Origin of the sequence: Blautia sp. JLR.GB0024 (assembly GCF_037000545.1) — a bacterium.
GTDB classification, from domain to species: Bacteria; Bacillota; Clostridia; order Lachnospirales; family Lachnospiraceae; genus Blautia; species Blautia celeris.
On sequence record NZ_JBANBF010000007.1, the window covers coordinates 255818 to 276420 of the forward strand.

At 45.1% G+C, this 20603-nt stretch carries 24 protein-coding genes; 21 read left to right on the plus strand and 3 right to left on the minus strand.

Annotated elements, in window-relative coordinates; all coding sequences use genetic code 11:
* Window positions 1-90: 90 nt before the first annotated feature.
* From V8Q34_RS17370 to V8Q34_RS17380, 3 genes are read left to right on the plus strand one after another with little or no spacing between them, the layout of a single operon-like run.
* Entirely contained in the window at window positions 91-1638 is a 1548-nt protein-coding gene (locus V8Q34_RS17370; protein WP_244806647.1) for a Y-family DNA polymerase, read from the plus strand.
* An 11-nt stretch (window positions 1639-1649) separates the two neighbouring features.
* A complete protein-coding gene (locus tag V8Q34_RS17375; protein ID WP_331526056.1) occupies window positions 1650-2108 on the plus strand; it encodes a hypothetical protein in 459 nt (152 codons plus the stop codon).
* On the plus strand, window positions 2048-2593 hold the full coding sequence (locus V8Q34_RS17380) for a GNAT family N-acetyltransferase (protein ID WP_335835977.1): 546 nt from the start codon (window positions 2048-2050) through the stop codon (window positions 2591-2593). The genes V8Q34_RS17375 and V8Q34_RS17380 overlap by 61 nt, the downstream gene beginning before the upstream one ends.
* A gap of 105 nt (window positions 2594-2698) precedes the next feature.
* Here the strand turns inward: V8Q34_RS17380 and V8Q34_RS17385 are convergent, their stop codons facing one another.
* Together V8Q34_RS17385 and V8Q34_RS17390 are read right to left on the minus strand one after the other, a co-directional pair.
* Window positions 2699-3883: an MFS transporter gene (locus V8Q34_RS17385; protein WP_148393663.1), complete on the minus strand. Its 1185-nt coding sequence runs from the start codon at window positions 3881-3883 to the stop codon at window positions 2699-2701.
* A gap of 54 nt (window positions 3884-3937) precedes the next feature.
* The gene (locus tag V8Q34_RS17390) at window positions 3938-5881 is read right to left on the minus strand and encodes an oxidoreductase (RefSeq protein ID WP_335835978.1); all 1944 of its coding nucleotides are present in this window, start codon (window positions 5879-5881) and stop codon (window positions 3938-3940) included.
* Between the two features lie 188 nt (window positions 5882-6069).
* Between V8Q34_RS17390 and V8Q34_RS17395 the strand changes: the two genes are divergently transcribed.
* The 14 genes from V8Q34_RS17395 to rsfS all read left to right on the plus strand — a co-directional run bounded on the left by V8Q34_RS17395 (window position 6070) and on the right by rsfS (window position 16926).
* Complete coding sequence (locus tag V8Q34_RS17395) at window positions 6070-7008, plus strand: LysR family transcriptional regulator (protein ID WP_335835979.1); 939 nt, start codon at window positions 6070-6072, stop codon at window positions 7006-7008.
* A gap of 228 nt (window positions 7009-7236) precedes the next feature.
* Window positions 7237-9096 (plus strand): TIGR03960 family B12-binding radical SAM protein, encoded by a 1860-nt coding sequence (locus V8Q34_RS17400; RefSeq protein WP_033139565.1) that lies wholly within the window; start codon window positions 7237-7239, stop codon window positions 9094-9096.
* On the plus strand, window positions 9086-9793 hold the full coding sequence (locus tag V8Q34_RS17405; protein ID WP_335835980.1) for a TIGR03936 family radical SAM-associated protein: 708 nt from the start codon (window positions 9086-9088) through the stop codon (window positions 9791-9793). The genes V8Q34_RS17400 and V8Q34_RS17405 overlap by 11 nt, the downstream gene beginning before the upstream one ends.
* Window positions 9777-10994 carry a ribonuclease E/G gene (locus V8Q34_RS17410; RefSeq protein ID WP_033139567.1) on the plus strand — a complete coding sequence of 406 codons (1218 nt, stop codon included), beginning with the start codon at window positions 9777-9779 and terminating at the stop codon, window positions 10992-10994. The genes V8Q34_RS17405 and V8Q34_RS17410 overlap by 17 nt, the downstream gene beginning before the upstream one ends.
* A gap of 8 nt (window positions 10995-11002) precedes the next feature.
* Window positions 11003-11494 carry an NUDIX hydrolase gene (locus tag V8Q34_RS17415; RefSeq protein ID WP_033139568.1) on the plus strand — a complete coding sequence of 164 codons (492 nt, stop codon included), beginning with the start codon at window positions 11003-11005 and terminating at the stop codon, window positions 11492-11494.
* Window positions 11475-12479 carry a CPBP family intramembrane glutamic endopeptidase gene (locus V8Q34_RS17420; protein WP_335835981.1) on the plus strand — a complete coding sequence of 335 codons (1005 nt, stop codon included), beginning with the start codon at window positions 11475-11477 and terminating at the stop codon, window positions 12477-12479. Before V8Q34_RS17415 ends, V8Q34_RS17420 begins: the two co-directional genes overlap by 20 nt.
* A 187-nt stretch (window positions 12480-12666) precedes the next feature.
* On the plus strand, window positions 12667-12972 hold the full coding sequence (gene rplU / locus V8Q34_RS17425) for a 50S ribosomal protein L21 (protein ID WP_033139570.1): 306 nt from the start codon (window positions 12667-12669) through the stop codon (window positions 12970-12972).
* Window positions 12973-12974: 2 nt separating this feature from the next.
* Window positions 12975-13307 carry a ribosomal-processing cysteine protease Prp gene (locus V8Q34_RS17430; RefSeq protein WP_033139571.1) on the plus strand — a complete coding sequence of 111 codons (333 nt, stop codon included), beginning with the start codon at window positions 12975-12977 and terminating at the stop codon, window positions 13305-13307.
* 4 nt (window positions 13308-13311) lie between these two features.
* The gene (gene rpmA / locus V8Q34_RS17435; RefSeq protein WP_018598162.1) at window positions 13312-13599 is read left to right on the plus strand and encodes a 50S ribosomal protein L27; all 288 of its coding nucleotides are present in this window, start codon (window positions 13312-13314) and stop codon (window positions 13597-13599) included.
* Between the two features lie 127 nt (window positions 13600-13726).
* Complete coding sequence (gene obgE / locus V8Q34_RS17440) at window positions 13727-15019, plus strand: GTPase ObgE (protein ID WP_103732820.1); 1293 nt, start codon at window positions 13727-13729, stop codon at window positions 15017-15019.
* An 8-nt stretch (window positions 15020-15027) separates the two neighbouring features.
* The gene (gene yhbY, locus V8Q34_RS17445; RefSeq protein ID WP_033139573.1) at window positions 15028-15318 is read left to right on the plus strand and encodes a ribosome assembly RNA-binding protein YhbY; all 291 of its coding nucleotides are present in this window, start codon (window positions 15028-15030) and stop codon (window positions 15316-15318) included.
* Window positions 15319-15345: 27 nt separating this feature from the next.
* Window positions 15346-15984, plus strand: coding sequence for a nicotinate-nucleotide adenylyltransferase (gene nadD / locus V8Q34_RS17450; RefSeq protein ID WP_256129853.1), 639 nt, complete (start codon window positions 15346-15348; stop codon window positions 15982-15984).
* Window positions 15974-16576: a bis(5'-nucleosyl)-tetraphosphatase (symmetrical) YqeK gene (yqeK, locus tag V8Q34_RS17455; RefSeq protein ID WP_103732668.1), complete on the plus strand. Its 603-nt coding sequence runs from the start codon at window positions 15974-15976 to the stop codon at window positions 16574-16576. Before nadD ends, yqeK begins: the two co-directional genes overlap by 11 nt.
* Window positions 16573-16926: a ribosome silencing factor gene (rsfS, locus tag V8Q34_RS17460; protein ID WP_054353217.1), complete on the plus strand. Its 354-nt coding sequence runs from the start codon at window positions 16573-16575 to the stop codon at window positions 16924-16926. Before yqeK ends, rsfS begins: the two co-directional genes overlap by 4 nt.
* A 172-nt stretch (window positions 16927-17098) precedes the next feature.
* Here the strand turns inward: rsfS and lexA are convergent, their stop codons facing one another.
* Entirely contained in the window at window positions 17099-17725 is a 627-nt protein-coding gene (lexA, locus tag V8Q34_RS17465) for a transcriptional repressor LexA (protein WP_033139577.1), read from the minus strand.
* Window positions 17726-17955: 230 nt separating this feature from the next.
* Between lexA and yneA the strand changes: the two genes are divergently transcribed.
* The 4 genes from yneA to V8Q34_RS17480 all read left to right on the plus strand — a co-directional run bounded on the left by yneA (window position 17956) and on the right by V8Q34_RS17480 (window position 20214).
* A complete protein-coding gene (gene yneA, locus V8Q34_RS17470) occupies window positions 17956-18297 on the plus strand; it encodes a cell division suppressor protein YneA (protein WP_227244793.1) in 342 nt (113 codons plus the stop codon).
* A 20-nt stretch (window positions 18298-18317) separates the two neighbouring features.
* Window positions 18318-18401, plus strand: a complete 84-nt coding sequence (locus V8Q34_RS27555) for a DUF6783 domain-containing protein (protein ID WP_353964003.1) — start codon at window positions 18318-18320, stop codon at window positions 18399-18401.
* Between the two features lie 150 nt (window positions 18402-18551).
* Window positions 18552-18926 carry a DUF3795 domain-containing protein gene (locus V8Q34_RS17475; protein WP_244806644.1) on the plus strand — a complete coding sequence of 125 codons (375 nt, stop codon included), beginning with the start codon at window positions 18552-18554 and terminating at the stop codon, window positions 18924-18926.
* Between the two features lie 208 nt (window positions 18927-19134).
* Window positions 19135-20214 carry a LacI family DNA-binding transcriptional regulator gene (locus V8Q34_RS17480; RefSeq protein ID WP_103732666.1) on the plus strand — a complete coding sequence of 360 codons (1080 nt, stop codon included), beginning with the start codon at window positions 19135-19137 and terminating at the stop codon, window positions 20212-20214.
* Window positions 20215-20603: the final 389 nt, after the last annotated feature.

Sequence of the window (20603 nt, forward strand, 5' to 3'; positions counted from 1 at the left end):
TGAATAAATATACTATGCTATATAATATAAAAAACTATTCAGATATGCCTTATACATTGTGTAATCAGTATGGAAACACTGAGGCAGAAAATGAAGGAGGAATTTTATGTGACCGGTAATCGTACTTATATAGCTATAGATCTTAAGTCCTTTTACGCTTCGGTGGAATGCCGCGAAAGACAGCTTGACCCATTGACCACAAATCTTGTTGTAGCGGATGCAGGCCGCACGGAAAAGACCATATGCCTTGCTGTGTCACCATCCCTAAAAAACTATGGGATTCACGGACGGCCAAGATTATTTGAAGTAGTGCAGACCATGCGAAAGGTTAATGCCCGACGTTTAAGTGCATCGCCCGGGCACACCTTCACAGGTTCCTCATATGATGCGAATGAATTAGATGCGTCACCGGAACTTTCAGCGGACTATATCATTGCTCCGCCGAGAATGTCCTGCTACCTGGAATACAGTACACGTATTTATGATATTTATTTAAAATATATTGCCCCCGAGGACATCCATGTCTATTCGATTGATGAGGTTTTTATGGATGTTACAAATTATTTGAGCACATATGCCGTTTCACCCCGTAAACTTGCAAAAAGTATCATGCAGGATGTGCTTAAAAATACCGGTATAACGGCAACGGCGGGAATCGGAACCAATATGTATCTGGCGAAAGTTGCCATGGATATTGTTGCCAAGCACATCCCCCCGGACAAAGAAAGGGTCCGTATTGCAAGCCTGAATGAAATGTCTTACAGAAAAATACTTTGGGACCATCAGCCGTTGACAGACTTTTGGAGAGTCGGAAAGGGTTATGCAAAAAAACTGGAACAAAATGGACTGTATACCATGGGAGATATCGCGCGCTGCTCCATGGGAAAACCAAATGAATACCATAATGAAGAGTTGCTGTATAAGCTGTTTGGAGTTAATGCGGAATTATTGATCGACCATGCCTGGGGATGGGAACCCTGCACGATCGCTGATATTAAAAATTATAAACCGGCTGAAAAAAGTATCGGTTCCGGCCAGGTGCTGCCGTGTCCATATGCATTTCAAAAGGCAAGGCTTGTCGTTCGTGAGATGACGGACCAGCTGGCACTTGACCTGGTTGACAAAGAGCTTGTGACAGACCAGCTTGTGCTGACTGTTTCCTATGATATAGAGAATCTGAAAGACCCTGACATTAAAAAGATGTATAAGGGTGAAATTTCTGCAGACCGCTATGGCCGGAAGGCTCCAAAACATGCCCATGGCACAATAAATCTAAAGAAAAAGACGTCTTCTGCAAAGCTGCTCCTGAATGCGGTTACTGAGCTGTATGACAGAATTGTTGACAGAAATCTGTTAGTAAGAAGAATGTATATTTCTGCAAATCGTTTGGCTGCAGAAGGAACAGCAGAAATGGGAGAGGAAGAATATGAGCAGCTTGACCTATTCACTGATTATGAGGCACTGAAAAAAAAGAAGGAAGAGGAAGAAGCGGAGCTTCAGCGGGAAAAGAAAATGCAGCAGGCGCTGCTGAGTATTAAAAAGAAATACGGGAAAAATGCAATTCTGAAAGGCATGAACCTGGAAGAAGGAGCGACAGCGGTAGAACGCAATAAGCAGATTGGCGGCCATAAGGCATAGAAGGGAGATAAATGATGTTAAATAGAAATTCACATGCTTATGACGATATTATCAGTCTGCCGCATCATATCTCATCCCACCATCCTCAGATGCCGATACATGACAGGGCAGCGCAATTTGCTCCGTTTGCAGCTCTCAGCGGACATGAAGCCGCTATTTGGGAGACGGCAAGACGGACAGAAGAAAGAATGGAGCTGGATGAGGATGCAAAGGCTGTTTTGGACGAAAAAATGGCAATGTTACAGATACTGCTTCCCAGACAACCACAGATAACCGTGACTTATTTTAAGCCGGACGAAAAAAAGAGCGGCGGCTCCTATATTACGGTAACCGGGAATATAAAGAAGATAGACGAGTATGAGGATACCATAATGCTGGCTGATGGTTTGAAGATTTTTGTGAAAGAGATATGCAATATCGAAGGGGATATATTCACCGGGAAACTGCCGAAAACGCACAACATACGCTGAAAGAAATTATAAATGAAAGTCTTGAGGAAACTAAAAAATTTTACGATGAAAGATACGCAGCAAAATATGAATTACCACAAGCATACGCATACGCCATTTGCCTTAAAAGTGATAACCTTCCGATCGGTTATATTAAAGTTGATATGGAAGAACATCACGACTTTGGTTATGGACTCCGAAAGGAATTTTGGCATCAGGGAATTGTGTCAGAGGCGGCGAAAGCTGTTGTTGAGCAGGTAAAAAAAGATGGTCTTCCCTATATCACGACAACTCATGACAGGAAAAATCTGAGAAGCGGAAAGGTTATGCAAAAAGTAGGCATGAAATATTGTTATTCGTATGAAGAACAGTGGCAGTCCAAAAATATTCCCGTAATATTTAGAATGTACCAATTAAATTTTAACGGCAATGAGGATTTTGTATATAAAAATATTGGGATATGTATGAAAATCATTTCATTGAAGAATTGTAAACGGACCGCGTAATACAAAGCCCGGCTTTTCGGGATTAAGAGTTAGAATTTTCGTTAATAACTGCCGGACCAGGAAAGATTCCGGCAGTTGGTGTAAGATCCATTCTTGTTTTATACTTTATATTGTTTTCTTATTTCCGGCGAATCCAATCACCGTAAATGCCACTGCCAGTACAAGTAATATAATAATAGAGAACAGCATGGCTCCCTGTGTTCCGGATAGTTTCCCGGAAGCTGCAAAGGCTGCGCCGCCGGCTGTCACCAGGTACGGGCACACGGTCATACCTGCATTCTGCATGCAGGTGGCAATGGAAACTGCCATACCGGAAGAAGCCTGTGGAACCGCTCCGCCTGCGCCGTTTAAGATGCACGGCATACAGATGGAGAAGGCAAGTCCGCAGATAAACGCGCCCAGATAGGACATGGGAAGGTTAGCGGCAAATGTCATGATCAGGAAGGATAATGACAGTACCACACAGCCAACGGTAAGCGTAAGTTTCTTGAATATATCTGCAATTTTGCCGAAAATAAATCCCATAACAAATCCGCCAAGGGCGAAACATGCCAGTGAATAACCGGCTGCCACCGTGTCACCCAGACCTTGTTCCGTGATGAGGGAGGACGCAAAGTTGGCATATGTCTGTGCACCGGACATATAGACAAAGAACGCCGCGCACCATACCCACATCATAGCGGTAGGCCGAAATTTTCCCTTTTCACCGGAAGAACTTGTCTTAACCGGCTGCTTGTAGGGGATACAGGTGACAGCGGCTATCAGGGATACCATTGCGATGAGATGAACTAAAAACGCAATATTCCAGCTGATTCTGCCCAGGTTGCCTGATACCAATGAAAAGAAGATCGCACCGAGCATCTGGAATGCGGTCATATTCCCCATGACTTTCGCCCTCTCGGCCGGGTCTTCAAAATTCTCAATAACCAGTGCCGGACAGAGGGACTGGACGATTCCCACGCCTACGCCGAAGATAAGGCGCATGACAAGGATCAGCCCCAGACTGTCCATAAAGTAAGGCAGAACTCCCCCCACAAGCCAGAAGAGAACGCCTGCAATCATCAATGTCTTTTTCGGGACAAAATCCATCAGTTTTCCTGTAACCAATGTGACCAGTATAACCACCAGACAGGGCGCGGAAATCAGATATGCGACAACTTTTGTCTGGCCTGCCTCGGGGAAGGCTGCGGCAATACTTGCAATATTGCTTGCCACAGCGATAGCCCCCATCATCAGGATGGCACACAGGTAAATGGCGGTTTTCACCCTTCGGTTGCTGCCTTTTTCCATAATGTTAATCCTTTCATGTTCCAATATGGAGTAGTTAAGTCATAAATCGAGTCTTTAAATATCAATTGCCCGGTAATAACCCGTAGTGACAGCTTCCACAACACGTCCTGCCTTGATACAGTCACCTGTTTCAAATACACGCGGTGCTGCATTGTAAAAGCTTTCGGCAGCTTTGCGGTCAGCTTTCATTCCGGCTGCCAGCAGGATATTATCTGCGGGGATAACAAGCTCGCCCTCAGGAGTCTGGCATACAAGGCCTTTGTCAGTGATTGCCTTTGCAGTGGTATTCACATGGATCTTGATGTTGCTGTCGCGCATATAAATCTTCATGGCATTTTTGTGCATGAAATAGGAATCTGCTGCCCAGTCCTCTTTCATTTCTACGATCGTTACGTCTTTGCCGAGTCCGTCCAGGTAAATGGCGCATTCGGAACCGACAAGTCCTCCGCCGAGGATGACAACCTTCTGTCCAAGGGCCGGTTCCGGCTGATGAAGAGCGGTAAGCCCCACAACTTTTTCATTGTCAATTCCCGGAATCGGCGGAACAATGGGTTTGGCACCGATGGCAGTGATGATAACGTCAGCATTTTCTGCGGCTGCCTGCTCTGCGGTCAGCTCTGTGTTCAGGCGGACATCCACACCTGATTTGGCAAGGCGGCCTTCCAGTACTTTGACAAAATTATACATATCCTGTTTAAATGGTATGTACTGCTCGGAGAGAAGCTGTCCTCCGAGACGGCTGTTTTTCTCGTAAAGAGTGACAGAATGTCCCCGTCCTGCGGCTGTGATGGCTGCTTCCATACCGCCGGGGCCGCCGCCCACTACGATGACTTTCTTCGGTGTTGTAGGCGGAAAGGCATGTTTGTGTTCCAGCTCATTGCCGACAACCGGATTGAAAGCGCAGCAGAAGGTTCTGTTTGTCAGGTAGTTGTAGAAGCAGGTGAAGCAGCGGCAGCAGCGGGTGATGTCGTCTTTGTTGCCGGAAAATGCTTTTTCCGGGAAGTAGGGGTCACAGATGGACTGACGGGCAATCTCTATGATATCCGCTTTGCCTGTGGCGATGATTTCCTCCATCATATCCGGGTCGTTGAGGCCGCCCAGGGTAGCCACCGGTGTCTTGACGTGCTTCTTGATCTCTGCGGCCAGATATACGTTGCAGCCGTGCTCAATGAACATGGACGGATGTGTACGCACAAATACTTCCGGGTCTTCGTGAACGCCGGCGGATACATGGATAATGTCAACTTTGCCGTCTATGGCTTTTGCCATCTCGATTCCCTCTTCGATACCGTATCCGCCTTTGGTAAACTCGGCACCGCTCATACGGAATTCGATGGGGAAATCAGGACCTACGGCTTCCCTTACTTTTTCAATGACAAGAAGAGAAAAACGCATACGGTTTTCCAGGCTGCCGCCCCATCTGTCTGTTCTGTGGTTCATAGCCGGGGAGCTGAACTGTCCAAGGAGCCAGCCGTGTCCGCCGTGAATCAGTACCATATCGAATCCGGCTTCCTTTACCAGTTTGGCAGCCTGACCAAAGCAGTCGGCAACTCTGTAGATGTCTTCTTCCGTCATGCTGCGGACCGGATGTCCTTCTCCGTTGATCTCGTCGTTGGGGCCGATATTGACACCTTCTGCGCTTCCATGGCCCCGGGCATTGGCGAATTTGCCGCCGTGGGCAAGTTCCATAACGGCATTGCAGTTATGGCGGTGCATGGCGTTAGCAGCTTCCTTCAGGGAGGGAAGCGACATAACATCGTAGAGCTTGACTTCCTTCGTGTGGGAACGTCCGATGGCATCCACGATGCCAAGACCGATGGCAACGCCTGCCAGGCCGCCGCGGGCACGGTTCTCGTGAAATGCGATTTCTTCCTTGCGCATATTACAGTCAGAGTCTAATTCGGGATTAGACATGGGAGCGCCCAGGATTCTGTTCTTGAATGTCAGGTTGTTGATGGTGATTGGGCTGGCAAGATGCGGATAATACTTGTTTTTCATTGAGAAACCTCCTTAGTTTCGTTTACGTTTGTTTGATAAGTTAAATATATAACAAATTCCGCGATTGAAAAAGAAGAAAAAGCATTGTACTATTACAAGGAAAAGGTTGTAGTGGTAAAGGGAGCCTCAATATCTTTTCCGGCAGAGCGTTAGAGGCATTCTTTCTGATTTAGACAGGAGATTAGGACATGACATTCAGGCAAATGGAGTTATTCGTAGCGGTATGTGAATATAAGAGCATTAATAAGACATCTGCGGCGTATCATATTTCGCAGCAGGGGATATCAAAGACCATCCGGGAAGTGGAGGAGGAGCTTGGTTGTGTGCTTCTGAACCGGGATATTAACGGTGTGTCGCCGACAAGGTTTGGGACGTATTTTCTGAATGAGTGCCGTATTATTCTGGAGAGGAAGAATTATGTGTGCTCCCATATCACGCAGATTGAGGATATGCCGCAGGAAACGATTTATCTGGGTATGGCATTCGGGGTGGTTTCTTCGCTGCCTTACCGGCTGATAGGGGATTTTGAAAGGCTGCATCCCCATGTGAAGATCGAGTATTCAGACCATACGGATTACTATCTGGAAAGTCTTGCGAAGAAGGATGAATATGATTTTTGTATCACGACGGGAGTGGTGGACAGGGAGAGGCTTTCATCGGAGCTGTTGTTTCAGGAGGGCGTGTATCTGTGTATTCCGTGTACCCATGAATTGTATGAAAAAGAAAAGATTACCATGGAGAATTTGAAAGGGCAGAGATATGCCATGTTCAGCACGCAGTTTCATATCCGCCATAATTTTGACACTGCCTGCAGGAATGCGGGCTTTGAGCCGGAGATAGTGATTGCGTCCAGTGATTTTAATTCGCTGAAAGAGATTGCCCAGCACAATAATCTTCTGTTTGTGGTTCCGGGCCATACGATTCGGTCGGATGATGCCAGGCTTCGGTATGAGAAGTTCCCTGATGCCAGATTTACCTGGGATGTGAATTTTGTTAAGAAAAATAATAAAGTGCTGACAGAGAATATGATGGCATTTTACCGTTATCTGAAAGGACAATTTCCGAAAAAAAATGTGCCCCCTTTGGGGGAGGAATCACCGGTAAGTAATCTCCCTGCGGATTGTTGATGATTCCGGTGTTTTGCCTGCACAGACCAAATTTTACTTGAAGTTCTTCCTCAAACTGCGTATAATTGAACAAGTATGCATCACAGTGATATAAATTGTGTTTGTGAGGCAGCATTCATATGGACAGTATACTGCATGGAGCTATAATTGTGTCGGCCTGTGTTGAGATGTGGGCTGAAGGAATAGTTTGATATTGTGTATATTTTAAAAAAATATCAAGGAGATATAATGAGAAAATTAGCTTTAAGTGATGAAATATTACTAAAAATCGAGAAACCCGCCCGCTACATTGGTAATGAGGTAAACTCGGTAAATAAGAACAAAGATGAGGTGGACATACGTTTTGCCATGTGCTTCCCGGATGTGTATGAAATCGGAATGTCCCATCTGGGAATACAGATATTATATGATATGTTTAATAAAAGAGAGGATGTATGGTGTGAACGTGTCTACTCTCCATGGCCGGATTTAGACGCGGTTATGCGCAAAAAGCAGATTCCGTTATTTGCGCTGGAATCCCAGGATCCCATAAAAGACTTTGATTTTCTCGGTATAACCATCCAGTACGAGATGTGTTATACGAACATTCTGCAGATTCTGGATCTGAGCCATATGCCCCTTCGCGCGAAAGACAGAGGGGAAGAATACCCCATCGTCATAGGCGGAGGTCCTTGTACCTATAACCCGGAACCGCTGGCCGAGTTCTTTGATGTGTTCTATATCGGTGAGGGCGAAACGGTTTTTGATGAATTTCTGGACATCTATAAGGAATATAAAAAAGTTGGAAAAAGCAAAAAAGAATTTTTAGAACGCGCTGCCGAAATACCGGGTATTTATGTTCCGGCATTTTATGACGCGTCGTACCATGAGGATGGGACACTTGCGTCCTTTACCCCCAATAATCCGCATGCCAAAGAGATAATTGAAAAACAGGTTGTCATGAACCTCTCAGATGTCTGTTATCCGGAAAAGCCGGTGGTGCCGTTTATCAAGGCCACACAGGACCGTGTTACCCTGGAAATCCAGAGGGGATGTATCCGGGGATGTCGTTTCTGCCAGGCAGGGATGATTTACAGACCGACCAGGGAGCGCGATGTGGAATTCCTGAAAAAGACGGCCCAGGCTATGCTTGAAAGTACCGGGCATGAAGAAATTTCCCTGAGTTCCCTAAGCTCCAGCGATTATTCCAAACTGCCGGAATTGATAGATTATCTGATTCAGGAGTGTTCCGCAAGAAATGTGAACATCTCCCTTCCTTCCCTGCGTATTGACGCCTTTTCTCTGGATGTTATGAGCAAGGTTCAGGATATCAAGAAGAGCAGTCTGACTTTTGCCCCGGAGGCGGGAACACAGCGTATGCGCGATGTGATCAATAAAGGACTGACAGAGGAAGTTATCTTAAACGGTGCGGCAGAAGCATTTGCGGGAGGCTGGACCAGAGTGAAGCTGTATTTTATGCTGGGACTCCCCACGGAGACAGAGGAGGATATGAAAGGCATTGCCCATCTTGCTGAAGAAGTCGCCAAGAAATATTATGAAATACCAAAAGAACAGCGCCGGGGCAGATGCCAAATCGTAGCCAGTACGTCCTTTTTCGTGCCGAAACCGTTTACCCCTTTCCAGTGGGCTTCCATGTGCCGCAAAGAGGAGTATCTGGCAAAAGCAAAAGTTGTGAAAGATGAGATCCGTGCGCAGCTAAACCAGAAGAGTATCAAATACAATTACCATGAGGCAGATGTCACGGTGCTGGAAGGGATTTTGGCAAGGGGTGACAGACGTATCTGTGATGTTCTGGAGCTGGCCTACAAAAACGGGGCTGTTTTTGATGCATGGTCCGAATATTTCCGTTATGATATCTGGATGAAGGCCTTTGAAGAACTGGGCATTGATCCGGAATTTTATACGCTTCGTGAGCGTCCGGCTGATGAATTGTTCCCCTGGGACTTTATTCACGCGGGGGTGGCAAAAAAATTCCTTCTAAAAGAATGGGAGAGAGCAAAAGAGGGAGTTGTGACACCAAACTGCCGGGTAAAATGTTCCGGCTGCGGAGCAGCTTCTTATAAAGGAGGTGTCTGCATTGAAGGTTAGAGTGAAATTTGCAAAAGAAGGGGCCATGAAATTTATCGGTCATCTGGATATCATGCGGTATTTCCAGAAAGCTGTAAAACGCGCAGGACTGGATGCGGCATTTTCAGAAGGATACAGTCCTCACATGATCATGTCCTTTGCCTCACCTCTGGGTGTGGGGATAACCAGCACAGGTGAATACTTTGATTTAGAGCTTAAGAGTGCCTCTTCATCAGAAGAAATGGTAAAAAGGCTGAATGATGCCATGGTGGAGGGAATGCGCATTTTAAGCATCCGCCAGGTAGAAGAAGGCAAGGCGGGAAAGGCCATGTCTCTTGTGGCTGCTGCTGACTATGTACTCACCTTTCGGGAGGGAAAAGAGCCGTCAGAGGACTGGAAGAAGAAAATTGCGAAATTTACGGCCCAGCCATCCATCACAATCTTGAAAAAGACAAAGAAAAGTGAAAAGGAAGTGGACATCCGCCCCTTTATATATCATATGGAAGAAAATGAGGGGAGCATTTACCTGACTCTGGCGGCGGGAAGTTCCAACAACACCAAGCCTGAGCTTGTAATGGAAGCTTTCTGTGCATTTTTAGGTGTGCCTTACGATGAATGGGCCTTTATGGTGCATAGAAGCGAACTTTATGCCGACAACGGCACAGAGGAGGAGCGGCATCTCGTGCCGCTGGAAAATTTAGGTGAGGAAATTGAGTAAGCTGATTCTGACGCCTATGGATATTTCCGGCAGAAAACGGCTGGCGGCGGCCCTTGTGCAGGACGGGCGTGTCTGCCAGCTTGACTTGTGCCGGTTTGAACATAAGAATATTTTGGGCAATATTTATGTGGGAAAAGTAAAAAATATCGCTGAAAATATACGTGCGGCCTTCATAGAAATAGCGGATGGCATCATGTGTTATTACTCTATGGACGAAAAGGCAGTCCCTATCTATACCAACCGGAAAAAAAACGGTAAGCTGAAGCCGGGTGATGAACTCCTGGTGCAGGTGTGCAGAGAGCCCATCAGGGGAAAGCTTCCCTGTGTGACCTGTGATCTGAATTTCTCGGGAAGATATCTGGTTGTGACCGCTCTTAAGGCTGTGCCGGGGTTCTCGGGGAAATTAAACGCAGAGGAGAAAAAGAGGCTGAAGGAAATACTCAGTCCCATTCTGCCGGATGATGCCGGTATCATTGTGCGCACTAACAGCAGAAACGCATCGGAGGAAGAACTGCAGTCCGAGCTGGAACGGCTGATGAAATGCCTGCATCAGGTAAAAGAAAAAGCCCTGACAAGAACCTGTTTTTCCCTGATACATGAAAATCTGCCGGAATACCTGCAGGTTTTGCAGAATGTGTATGAACAGGACCTGGATGAGATCGTCACAGACGACAGAGAGCTTTGTGACCAGGTTTCACGCTATCTGGAATACTATGGAATGCCGGCTGATAAGCTGCGTTTCTATGAGGATAAGCTTCTGCCTCTGTCACGCTTATATTCACTGGAATCAGTACTCAAAGAGGCGGTTTCTGAAAAAGTGTGGCTGAAATCAGGGGCGTTTTTAGTGATCCAGCAGACAGAGGCATTTGTCTCCGTTGATGTGAACACCGGAAAATATACCAGTAAAAAGGATTCCCAGGAGACCTTCCGGAAAATTAATCTGGAGGCAGCCAAAGAGATCGCAAGGCAGCTCCGTCTCCGCAATCTGTCCGGAATGATCTTAATAGATTTCATTAATCTGAAAGAGCAAAAAGATAAAGATGAGCTGCTGCAGGCCCTGCAGAGATACCTGAATCAGGACCCGGTCAAGGGGAATGTGGTGGACATTACGAAACTGAATATTGTGGAAGTGACCCGCAAAAAAATAAGGAAATCCCTGGCAGAAGAGCTTCGGGAAGAATATCAGGAAAGTGTAAGGTAATCATAGTTATGAAAGTAAAATCCATGCTTACAACGCTGTGTTATATTGAGAAAGGCGACAGCTATCTGATGCTGCACCGGATTAAAAAAGAGTCTGATGTAAATAAAGACAAATGGATTGGTGTGGGCGGACATTTTGAGGAGGATGAAAGTCCGGAGGACTGTCTTTTACGGGAAGTAAAAGAGGAAACGGGCCTGACGCTTACTTCCTACAAATTCAGAGGCATTGTCACCTTTATTTTCAAACCCCTGACAGGGGAACCGGACACAGAATATATGTGTCTCTACACAGCAGATGGATATGAAGGCACTCTGTGTGCCTGCAATGAGGGCACTCTGGAATGGGTACAGAAAAAAGAAGTGCTGAATCTGAACCTTTGGGAGGGGGACAAGATATTCTTCAAGCTTTTAGATGAGGACCATCCTTTCTTTTCCCTGAAATTAATGTATCAGGGAGATACATTACGTGAGGCGGTGTTAGATGGAAAACGGATACGATGATTTCGGAAACCTGCAGAAGAAAAAACTGAAGCCTGTACACGGAATACTCCTGTTTGTACTGGTTATGGCTTCCTACTATACAATTATTGCCTGGATGCAGATGAAGTTCGGTATGTACGGGCTGGCAATGACGGAGCTGTACCTGCTTTTGCTGTCCGTGGGAATCACGGTGCTTTGCGGTGCGAATCTTGCAGAGGTCTTTCCGGTCAGAAAACCGGCATGGAGCAAAGTCTTCGGGACACTGCTTTTGTGGGCAGGAGTCTACGCCCTGGTTCTGCCGGCTACCATGGTGATCGCATGGCTGTTTCCAAGGCAGATGTTCGGTACCGGCAGCGCTCTGAATGATATGATCGCCAGTGTGCCGCTGCTGCTTTCTGTATTCATAACGGCTGTAATGCCTGCTGTCTGTGAGGAGGCAATGCACAGAGGCGTGATTCTGCACAGCCTGAAAAGCCTGAAACGCGAATGGCTGATCGTGCTGGTCATGGGAATCCTTTTCGGCCTGTTTCATGGCAGTGTATGGCGCTTTGTGCCAACTGCGCTGCTGGGCGGAGCCTTGTCCTGGCTGATGCTTAAAACAGAGAATATGGTTTATCCGGCACTGTTTCATTTCGCAAATAATTTTCTGCCGACGCTTCTTACTTTTGGACAGACTGAAAATGATGCAGCGGCAGGTGCGGAATACCTCATGGAAGCAGGTATCCCCATGGCAGCACTGGGAATCTATGTGGCGATCGGCTGCGTGGCACCATTTGCCATTTATACGGCGGGTTATCTGATACGAAGGGAAAAAGGAAGAAAAGTGCCTTATTTTCCAAAAGAACATCAGACATTCTGGATCGTATTTCTCACCATCTGTTCCGTGATACCGGCAATGATAGGCGGCGTGTTATTTTTGTATGGGATTTTCTTTGATGACTCCCTGTGGGAGATGATAAGGCAGAGTCCGGTGGAAAATTTCACCGTTTTTCTGAAATACCTGTAACGGTTCGGTACAAACCTCCTTTGGTGATGGCTTTTTTGTACAAAATTCTTACAAAATTTTCAAGAATATATTGACGAACAGATATTCTTGTGCTATTATAAGCGAGTATGCCGCACAAAGAGGTTTGAAGCGCTGTGAAATAGTCAGCCACCATAATTTGGCGAGTAATGATAATAGGAGGTGCCATATGTACGCAATTATTGCAACAGGTGGTAAACAGTACAAAGTAGCCGAAGGCGATGTTATCAGAGTAGAAAAACTTGGAGCAGAAGCTGGAGAAACTGTTACATTTGACCAGGTCCTTGCCGTAAACAATGATGGGTTAAAAGTTGGTGAAGACGTAGCAAGCGCTACTGTAACCGCGTCTGTAGTTGAAAACGGTAAAGCAAAAAAGGTTATCGTTTACAAATATAAACCGAAAACCGGATACCACAAGAAAAACGGTCACAGACAGCAGTACACCAAAGTTAAGATTGAAAAAATCAACGCTTAATTATGACGTACATTACGTTTTATCAGGACAGTGACGGTGTTGTGACAGGCTTTGACACCAGTGGACATGCCGGGTATGCTAAGCAGGGTGAGGATATCATCTGTGCAGCTATTTCCGCTCTTGTCATCAATGCGGTGAATTCCATTGAAGAGTTTACAGAAGATGCTTTTAAAGTGGATGTAGACAGAGAAAATGGCGGTATCGTATTCAGGCTGGAGGCAAAACCTTCCAAAGAAGCAGCATTGTTGCTGAATTCCCTCATTCTCGGATTGCAGAGAATGGAAGACGAAGAAGAAAACAGACAATATATTGATGTCATATTCGAGGAGGTGTAAGGACATGTTAAGAATGGACCTTCAGTTTTTCGCTCATAAAAAAGGTGTGGGTTCTACCAAGAACGGTAGAGATTCCGAATCCAAAAGACTGGGCGCAAAGAGAGCAGACGGACAGTTTGTAAAAGCCGGAAATATCCTTTACAGACAGCGCGGAACAAAAATTCATCCGGGTGTGAATGTAGGACGCGGCGGCGACGACACTTTATTTGCATTAGTAGATGGTGTTGTTCGTTTTGAGAGAAAAGGCAGAGACAAAAAACAGGTTTCTGTAGTACCGGTAACAGCAGAGTAACAATGGAATCTGCGCTTGCAGGTTTTCTATTGTCATGAATTAAGGGAGGCTTCAAATCGTTCTGGTTTGAAGCCGCTTTTTTTAGCAATATATCTGCTAAGGCAGATTTAGAAAGTCAGAGGTTTTTATGTTTGCAGACAGAGCAAAAATCACAATCCGTTCCGGAAAAGGCGGTGACGGCCATGTGAGCTTCCGAAGAGAACTTTATGTTCCAAACGGCGGTCCTGACGGCGGCAACGGCGGCAGAGGCGGAGACGTTATCTTTGAAGTGGATAAAGGTCTGAATGCCTTGACCGATTATCGGCATAAACGAAAATACGCGGCAGAGAACGGACAGGAAGGCGGCAAGAAGAGATGTCATGGCGCCGACGGAAAAGATATTATTTTGAAAGTTCCGGAAGGAACCGTGATCAAGGAAGCAGCTTCCGGAAAAGTCATTGCTGACATGTCCGGAGAAAACAAAAGACAAGTAGTGTTAAAAGGCGGAAGAGGCGGCAAAGGAAACATGAACTATGCCACAGCTACCATGCAGGTGCCCAAATATGCCCAGCCGGGACAGCCGTCCCAGGAGCTTGAGGTGATGCTGGAACTGAAAGTGATAGCAGATGTGGGACTTATCGGATTTCCAAACGTTGGAAAATCCACCCTGCTGACAAGAGTGAGCAATGCCAGGCCGCAGATAGCCAACTATCACTTTACAACTATCAATCCTCATCTGGGAGTTGTAGATCTGGAAGGCTGTGACGGATTTGTCATTGCGGATATTCCGGGTCTGATCGAGGGTGCATCAGAAGGTGTGGGACTTGGCCATCAGTTCCTGCGTCATATTGAGAGGACCCGCGTACTGATCCATCTGGTGGATGCAGCGTCCACAGAGGGAAGAGATCCCATAGATGATATTTATAAAATCAACAAAGAACTGGAAGCTTATGATCCAAAACTCATGGAGCGTCCCCAGGTGATCGCTGCCAACAAGACAGATATGATCTACAGCGAGGACGAAGATCCGGTTGAACGCATCAGACAGGAGTTTGAACCTCAGGGAATCCGAGTGTTTTCCATATCCGCAGCTACAGGAAAAGGTCTGAAGGAACTTCTCTATTATGTGAAGAGTCTTCTGGACAAGATTGACAAAGAACCGGTTATATTTGAACAGGAATTCTTCCCGGAAGATGTGCTGATCACAGAGAATCTTCCGTATACCGTAAAACAGGATGAAGAGGACGAGCACTTGTTCTATATAGAAGGGCCGAAGATTGAGAAGATGCTGGGATATACCAATCTGGATTCAGAGAAAGGATTTTCTTTCTTCCAGAAGTTCCTTAGGGAGAGTGGTATTCTGGCTGACCTGGAAGCAGCGGGAATTGAAGAAGGCGACACTGTACGGATGTACGGCTTTGATTTTGATTATTACAAATAGGAGATAACATGACAAGTAAACAGAGGGCGTATTTAAAAGGTCTTGCAATGACCATGGACCCCATCCTGCAGATTGGGAAATCCAGCCTGACACCGGAAAACACGGCGTCTGTCGCTGAGGCGCTGGAGGCCAGAGAACTGATCAAGATAAATGTTCTCCAGAACTGCATGGATGATCCGAGGCAGATTGCAGAAATGCTGGCTGAGAGGACTAAATCCCAGGTGGTACAGGTGATTGGCAAGAAAATTGTTTTATATAAAGAAGGAAAAAAAGAAAAGAAGAAAATATTTCTTCCATAATAGGATATCCTGATAAGAGGAACAGTCATGTGCGAGAAAAGAAAACGAGTGGGCATCATGGGCGGGACTTTTGATCCCATCCATATTGGACATCTGATTTTGGGCGAGACAGCCTATGAGCAGTTTGACTTAGACCAGGTACTTTTTATGCCTGCAGGAAATCCTCCCCACAAGAGGAATCGTCTTCACCGGGCAACGGATGAACAGCGCAGTGAAATGGTGAGAAGGGCGATCGCTTCCAATCCGCACTTCTCCCTCTCTTTGGAGGAGATGAATGAGGATGGATTCACCTACACTTACAGAACGCTGGAACGTCTGAAGGCTGAGCACCCGGATACAGATTATTTCTTTATTCTGGGGGCTGACTCTCTCTTTGATTTTGACAAATGGAGAGAACCGGGCAGAATATGCAGAGCGTGTACTGTGGTGGCGGCGACCCGGAATCATACCAGTCAGGAACGGCTGGATGAGGCGATTCGTTTCCTGGAGGAAAAATACAGCGGAACCTTCCGCAAACTGAATTCCCTGAACATAGACATTTCATCGGCTATGCTCCGCTCCTGGATAGCAGGGCAGAGGACTATAAAGTATTATGTGCCTGACAATGTCATTGCATATATCAGGGAGAACCATATTTACGAGGAATGTGATACGGATGAACTATGATTTGAAAGCCTTTTCAAAAAAGCTGAAAAAGCATCTTGATGAAGAACGGTATGTGCATACTCTTGGGGTTATGTACACAGCAGCAGCATTGGCTATGGCCCATGGCTGTGATTTGGAAAAGGCGCAGACAGCAGGCCTGCTTCATGACTGTGCGAAATGCATACCAAATGAGAAGAAGCTGAAGCTGTGTGAAAAAAAGAATATTCCGGTATCTGAGATAGAAGAGAAGGCACCCTTTCTTCTTCACTCGAAACTGGGAGTTTATATAGCAAGAAAAAAGTATGAGGTAGAGGATAAGGAGATTCTGTCTGCTATCCGCTGGCATACCACAGGCAGGCCGGAGATGACACAGCTTGAAAAGATCATCTATCTGGCAGATTATATTGAACCGGGCAGGGATAAGGCACCCAATCTGGATAAAGTGCGCAGGCTGGCCTTTGAGGATCTAGATGCGTGCATGTATGAGGTGCTGAAAGATACCCTGGATTATCTAGGGAGCAATCCGAAGACACTGGACCCGGCTACAAAAGAAGCATTTATCTATTATGAAGAAATTTATAACAGAAAAACACAGAAGGAGGCAAATATATGAACAGCAAGGAAATTGCACGGATGGCGTGTGAAGCACTGGAAGACAAAAAAGCGCTGGAAGTAAAGATCATTAATATAGAGAAAGTCTCCACTTTGGCAGATTATTTTATTATTGCCAGCGGCAGCAACCGGAATCAGGTGCAGGCCATGGCGGATAATGTGGAAGAAATTCTTGGAAGAGCGCAGATTGAGCCAAAACAGATTGAGGGATACCAGAACGCAAACTGGATTCTCATGGATTACAGGGATGTGGTGATTCATATTTTTGATGAGGAAAACCGCCTTTTCTATGATTTGGAGAGAATCTGGAGAGATGGCTCCCTGATCGAAAAGGAAGAACTGGATAAATAAAAAAGTTTCGTGTTTTGGATAATTTGGTATTTTAAGGGGCTGCCGTACAGATGGTTATTTCTGTACGGCAGCTTTTGCTGTCCTATAAAACGATTATCACCCAACAGGACTTTTTGTTTATTTGATAACTCTGCTATATGTATATCCTTTAGATAGTACGGATTCTGAACCTTTATTTCATAAAACGGAATACTCCGATCACTTTGCCGAGAACCTGAAACTGCTGGTCCGGTGATATGACAATGGGGTCCATAAAATCATTTTCCGGCTGCAGACGGATATGATCTTTTTCTTTGTAGAAGGTCTTGATCGTTGCGGAATCCTCCACAAGTGCAACAACCTTATCGCCATTTTCGGCATTCTCCTGCTTCTCCACCACTACATAATCCCCGCTGAATATTCCGGCATTGATCATGCTGTCACCCTGTACGACCAGCATAAAAGTCTGCTTGTTGGGCATGTATTCGGACGGAATAGGGAAGTAGCCTTCTACGTTCTGTACTGCCAGAAGCGGTTCGCCTGCGGCAACCTTTCCGATGATGGGTACATTTACGGTCTCTCTTCTCACCAGATTGAAGTTGTCATCCACAATTTCGATTGCCCGCGGTTTGGTGGGGTCCCTTCTTATATAACCGTTTTTCTCCAGCGTCTCCAGATGGGAGTGGACAGAGGAAGTGGATTTTAAATTGACTGCCTCGCAGATCTCGCGTACAGACGGCGGGAAACCGCGGTTCAGGATTTCATTTTTCATATATTCTAAAATTTCGGATTGTTTTTTACTGATTTTTCCATATGACATAAGTGATACCTCCGGTTCTGTTTGAGTGGGGTTTATGATCGATGTGATATTGTCTGATACTCTCACAGTTATTTAAAAATATAATAACATATTTCGGCATGAAATGCAAACAGATATTCGGAATATTTGTTCGATTCCTATTGACAAACATGTGTTCTTGTATTATGATGGGTTATAGAAAAAGAACGCATGTTCGCGAACATATATTTGCATGTACGGAGGAGAAAACTATGAGGGAAAACAGGAGAAGAGTAAGAAAACAAAGGGCAGACAGAGCAAAACTTTTGGGGATTGGTTTTTTGGCTTTGGTGATAACATTGTTTTTTTCTGTCAGGGCAGCCGCTACAGCCAATGCGGGAACCGCTGACAGCAGCCGGACCAAATATTATACCAGTATTCAGATTGAAAAAGGTACCAGTCTGTGGGATATTGCCGGGGATTATATGACGGAAGAATACGCCTCGCAGCAGGAATATATTGATGAAGTCATGCAGATGAATCATCTGAAAAGTGATGTAATATATGAAGGGGCTTATCTGTGCGTTCCATATTATTCCGCCGAACAAAAGTAAGACTAGAGTGTGTTTGAAAATTGCTTTCAGCAAACTGGGGCGTGCAGATTGTCGGAATGAATTTTCAAACACGCTCTAGCAATGACTATTTGACTATTCAGTAAGTCTGCGCATTTACTGCGCTGACCGTAAGAAAACATTTAGGAGTCAGGCGAAACCCCATCGCCAAAGGCGATTTTTCTTGTATTTTGTTTTGTGACTGTGGGGGGGACATAACCGTTACGACTTACAGAAAATATGCGGGAGAACATGTAATGAAAAGAGAATTAGGTATTGCAAGGTGCGGACTTGCCTGCTGTTTGTGTTCTGAGAATGTAAATTGCGCAGGCTGCAATTCCGGTGAATGTCCGGATAAAGAATGGTGTGAAAACCGAAAGTGTTCATTTGATAAGAATATCAGTCATTGCTTTGTGTGTACTGAGGATTGCAAGAAAGGGTTATTGGAAAAAATCAAGCCGTATGGATTTACACGGTTTATGAAACGATATGGGGAAGAGGGATTGCTTGATTGTCTTGAGAAGAATGAAAAGAATGGTATTGTTTATCACCGGGAGGGCTTAAAGGGTGACTATGATGATTTCGATGATGTGGAGGAGCTGATCGAATTTATCAAAACAGGAAAGAGATAACTTTTATTTTTGAGATAACACAATAAAATATCAGTTTATATACATATGATTCTGGTCACGCCTGCTTTTTTGTGATAATATAAAAACCAAAGTAGAGAGCAGTCTGCGGCGGCAGCCATGGAAAACGATGGGTTTATGGTATGCAGACAAAGTATGACACAGAAAAGAGCACAGTATAAAAAGAGCTGACGAGTACAGAGGAAAGTTTATGAATCGAAAGAAAGTGACATCAACGGATGTGGCAAAGAGAGCAGGGGTTTCTCAGGCCACGGTATCTATGGTTCTGAATCAGAAGTATAACGTTTCTTTTTCCAGGGAGACAATTAAGAAGGTGGAACAGGCAGCAAAAGAGCTGGGATATACCAATGAGAAAAAGCCGCGTACCTCCAGAATACGCATGCGCGGTACCATATTTGTGGTCTGTCCGAACTTTACGAACCCCTACTATTTTTCTCTGATACAGGGGATTGAAAAAACGGCACAGAAAAATAAATTTGATGTTTTTTTGTGTAATACCAGAAGGGATTACCAGACAGAGGAGAAATATCTGAAAAAAATAGAAAAGCTGAATCCTTCAGGGGTTATCTATACATTTGCCCCCACTTTTCCGGAATCGCTGCAGCATGTGGCAAAGAAAATACCTGTTGTTCTGATTGGTGAGAAGGATGTGGTTTCCGGGATAGATACCGTGGAGCTCAACAGCGAAAAAATGGGACGTATGCTTGCCGAATATTTGCTGGGATTAGGGCATAGGAAGGTTGGCTTTATTTCCACACCCTTGACAGAGCGCCAGTCTGCCAGGAGGGCGAGGATCAAAGGGTTCTGTGATGCTTTTGCAGATGCGGGCTGTTCTGATGGTGTGTATGTGAGAAGTCTTCCAAAAGAGATGGATATTATGTTCCAGGAAATTGATATGGAGTACAGGACCGGATATGAACTGACGCTGGAGCTGATTCAGCAGGTGCCCCAGATTACAGCTATTGCAGGAACAAACGATATGGTCGCTCTCGGTATCAGGGATGCACTGCTGAAGGAAAAGTACAGAATACCGGAAGATATTTCAATCATAGGCTGCGATAATCTTCTTTTTTCCGGATTTAGAGGAATTGATCTGACGACAGTGGAACATTATGTGTCGAAGAAGGGCGAGGATGCCTGTGAGATCCTGATTCAGGAAATGGGGGAGCAAAAAACGAAAAAGAGCAGCAGTGAAGAGAATATGGTCCATCACATAGAATATGAACCAAGGCTGGTTGTGAGAGGGAGCAGTTCCTATCCGAAAGTATAGAAATGTCTGTAACTGCCTGAAAATATTCCGTTGTTAGAATGGCTATCCATATAGTAATGAATGATTCGTACATGAAATATATCTTATATTATAAATGAGCATTTTCCAAACCGGATTTTCTGCATTATATTTTATGAATGCAGAAGGGTAGGGTTGGAAGATGCTTTTTGTTTTGGAGAATTCATATTTGTTTGGGCATGGAAACAAATTATTTATACTGCGATGTGATTTGCGGTGAGGGGAATCAATTGGTGATTGATGATTTACAAATGAAAAAGATGAATTTAAATTTTGAAAGAATTTAGGGCGCTTCTTATTTGTGCTTGAAAACAAATGAGATTAGGCGTATGATATTCTTGTATTTATTCATAAATAAGGACAAAATAGCA

What these genes read in the sequence shown, in the direction of transcription:
- V8Q34_RS17370 (WP_244806647.1), top strand. Translation starts at nt 91, where the DNA reads ATGAAGGAGGAATTTTATGTGACCGGTAATCGTACTTATATAGCTATA.
- V8Q34_RS17375 (WP_331526056.1), top strand. Translation starts at nt 1,650, where the DNA reads ATGATGTTAAATAGAAATTCACATGCTTATGACGATATTATCAGTCTG.
- V8Q34_RS17380 (WP_335835977.1), top strand. Translation starts at nt 2,048, where the DNA reads ATGCAATATCGAAGGGGATATATTCACCGGGAAACTGCCGAAAACGCA.
- V8Q34_RS17385 (WP_148393663.1), bottom strand. Translation starts at nt 3,883, where the DNA reads ATGGAAAAAGGCAGCAACCGAAGGGTGAAAACCGCCATTTACCTGTGT.
- V8Q34_RS17390 (WP_335835978.1), bottom strand. Translation starts at nt 5,881, where the DNA reads ATGAAAAACAAGTATTATCCGCATCTTGCCAGCCCAATCACCATCAAC.
- V8Q34_RS17395 (WP_335835979.1), top strand. Translation starts at nt 6,070, where the DNA reads ATGACATTCAGGCAAATGGAGTTATTCGTAGCGGTATGTGAATATAAG.
- V8Q34_RS17400 (WP_033139565.1), top strand. Translation starts at nt 7,237, where the DNA reads ATGAGAAAATTAGCTTTAAGTGATGAAATATTACTAAAAATCGAGAAA.
- V8Q34_RS17415 (WP_033139568.1), top strand. Translation starts at nt 11,003, where the DNA reads ATGAAAGTAAAATCCATGCTTACAACGCTGTGTTATATTGAGAAAGGC.
- V8Q34_RS17420 (WP_335835981.1), top strand. Translation starts at nt 11,475, where the DNA reads ATGGAAAACGGATACGATGATTTCGGAAACCTGCAGAAGAAAAAACTG.
- rplU (WP_033139570.1), top strand. Translation starts at nt 12,667, where the DNA reads ATGTACGCAATTATTGCAACAGGTGGTAAACAGTACAAAGTAGCCGAA.
- V8Q34_RS17430 (WP_033139571.1), top strand. Translation starts at nt 12,975, where the DNA reads ATGACGTACATTACGTTTTATCAGGACAGTGACGGTGTTGTGACAGGC.
- rpmA (WP_018598162.1), top strand. Translation starts at nt 13,312, where the DNA reads ATGTTAAGAATGGACCTTCAGTTTTTCGCTCATAAAAAAGGTGTGGGT.
- obgE (WP_103732820.1), top strand. Translation starts at nt 13,727, where the DNA reads ATGTTTGCAGACAGAGCAAAAATCACAATCCGTTCCGGAAAAGGCGGT.
- yhbY (WP_033139573.1), top strand. Translation starts at nt 15,028, where the DNA reads ATGACAAGTAAACAGAGGGCGTATTTAAAAGGTCTTGCAATGACCATG.
- nadD (WP_256129853.1), top strand. Translation starts at nt 15,346, where the DNA reads ATGTGCGAGAAAAGAAAACGAGTGGGCATCATGGGCGGGACTTTTGAT.
- yqeK (WP_103732668.1), top strand. Translation starts at nt 15,974, where the DNA reads ATGAACTATGATTTGAAAGCCTTTTCAAAAAAGCTGAAAAAGCATCTT.
- rsfS (WP_054353217.1), top strand. Translation starts at nt 16,573, where the DNA reads ATGAACAGCAAGGAAATTGCACGGATGGCGTGTGAAGCACTGGAAGAC.
- lexA (WP_033139577.1), bottom strand. Translation starts at nt 17,725, where the DNA reads ATGTCATATGGAAAAATCAGTAAAAAACAATCCGAAATTTTAGAATAT.
- yneA (WP_227244793.1), top strand. Translation starts at nt 17,956, where the DNA reads ATGAGGGAAAACAGGAGAAGAGTAAGAAAACAAAGGGCAGACAGAGCA.
- V8Q34_RS17475 (WP_244806644.1), top strand. Translation starts at nt 18,552, where the DNA reads ATGAAAAGAGAATTAGGTATTGCAAGGTGCGGACTTGCCTGCTGTTTG.
- V8Q34_RS17480 (WP_103732666.1), top strand. Translation starts at nt 19,135, where the DNA reads ATGAATCGAAAGAAAGTGACATCAACGGATGTGGCAAAGAGAGCAGGG.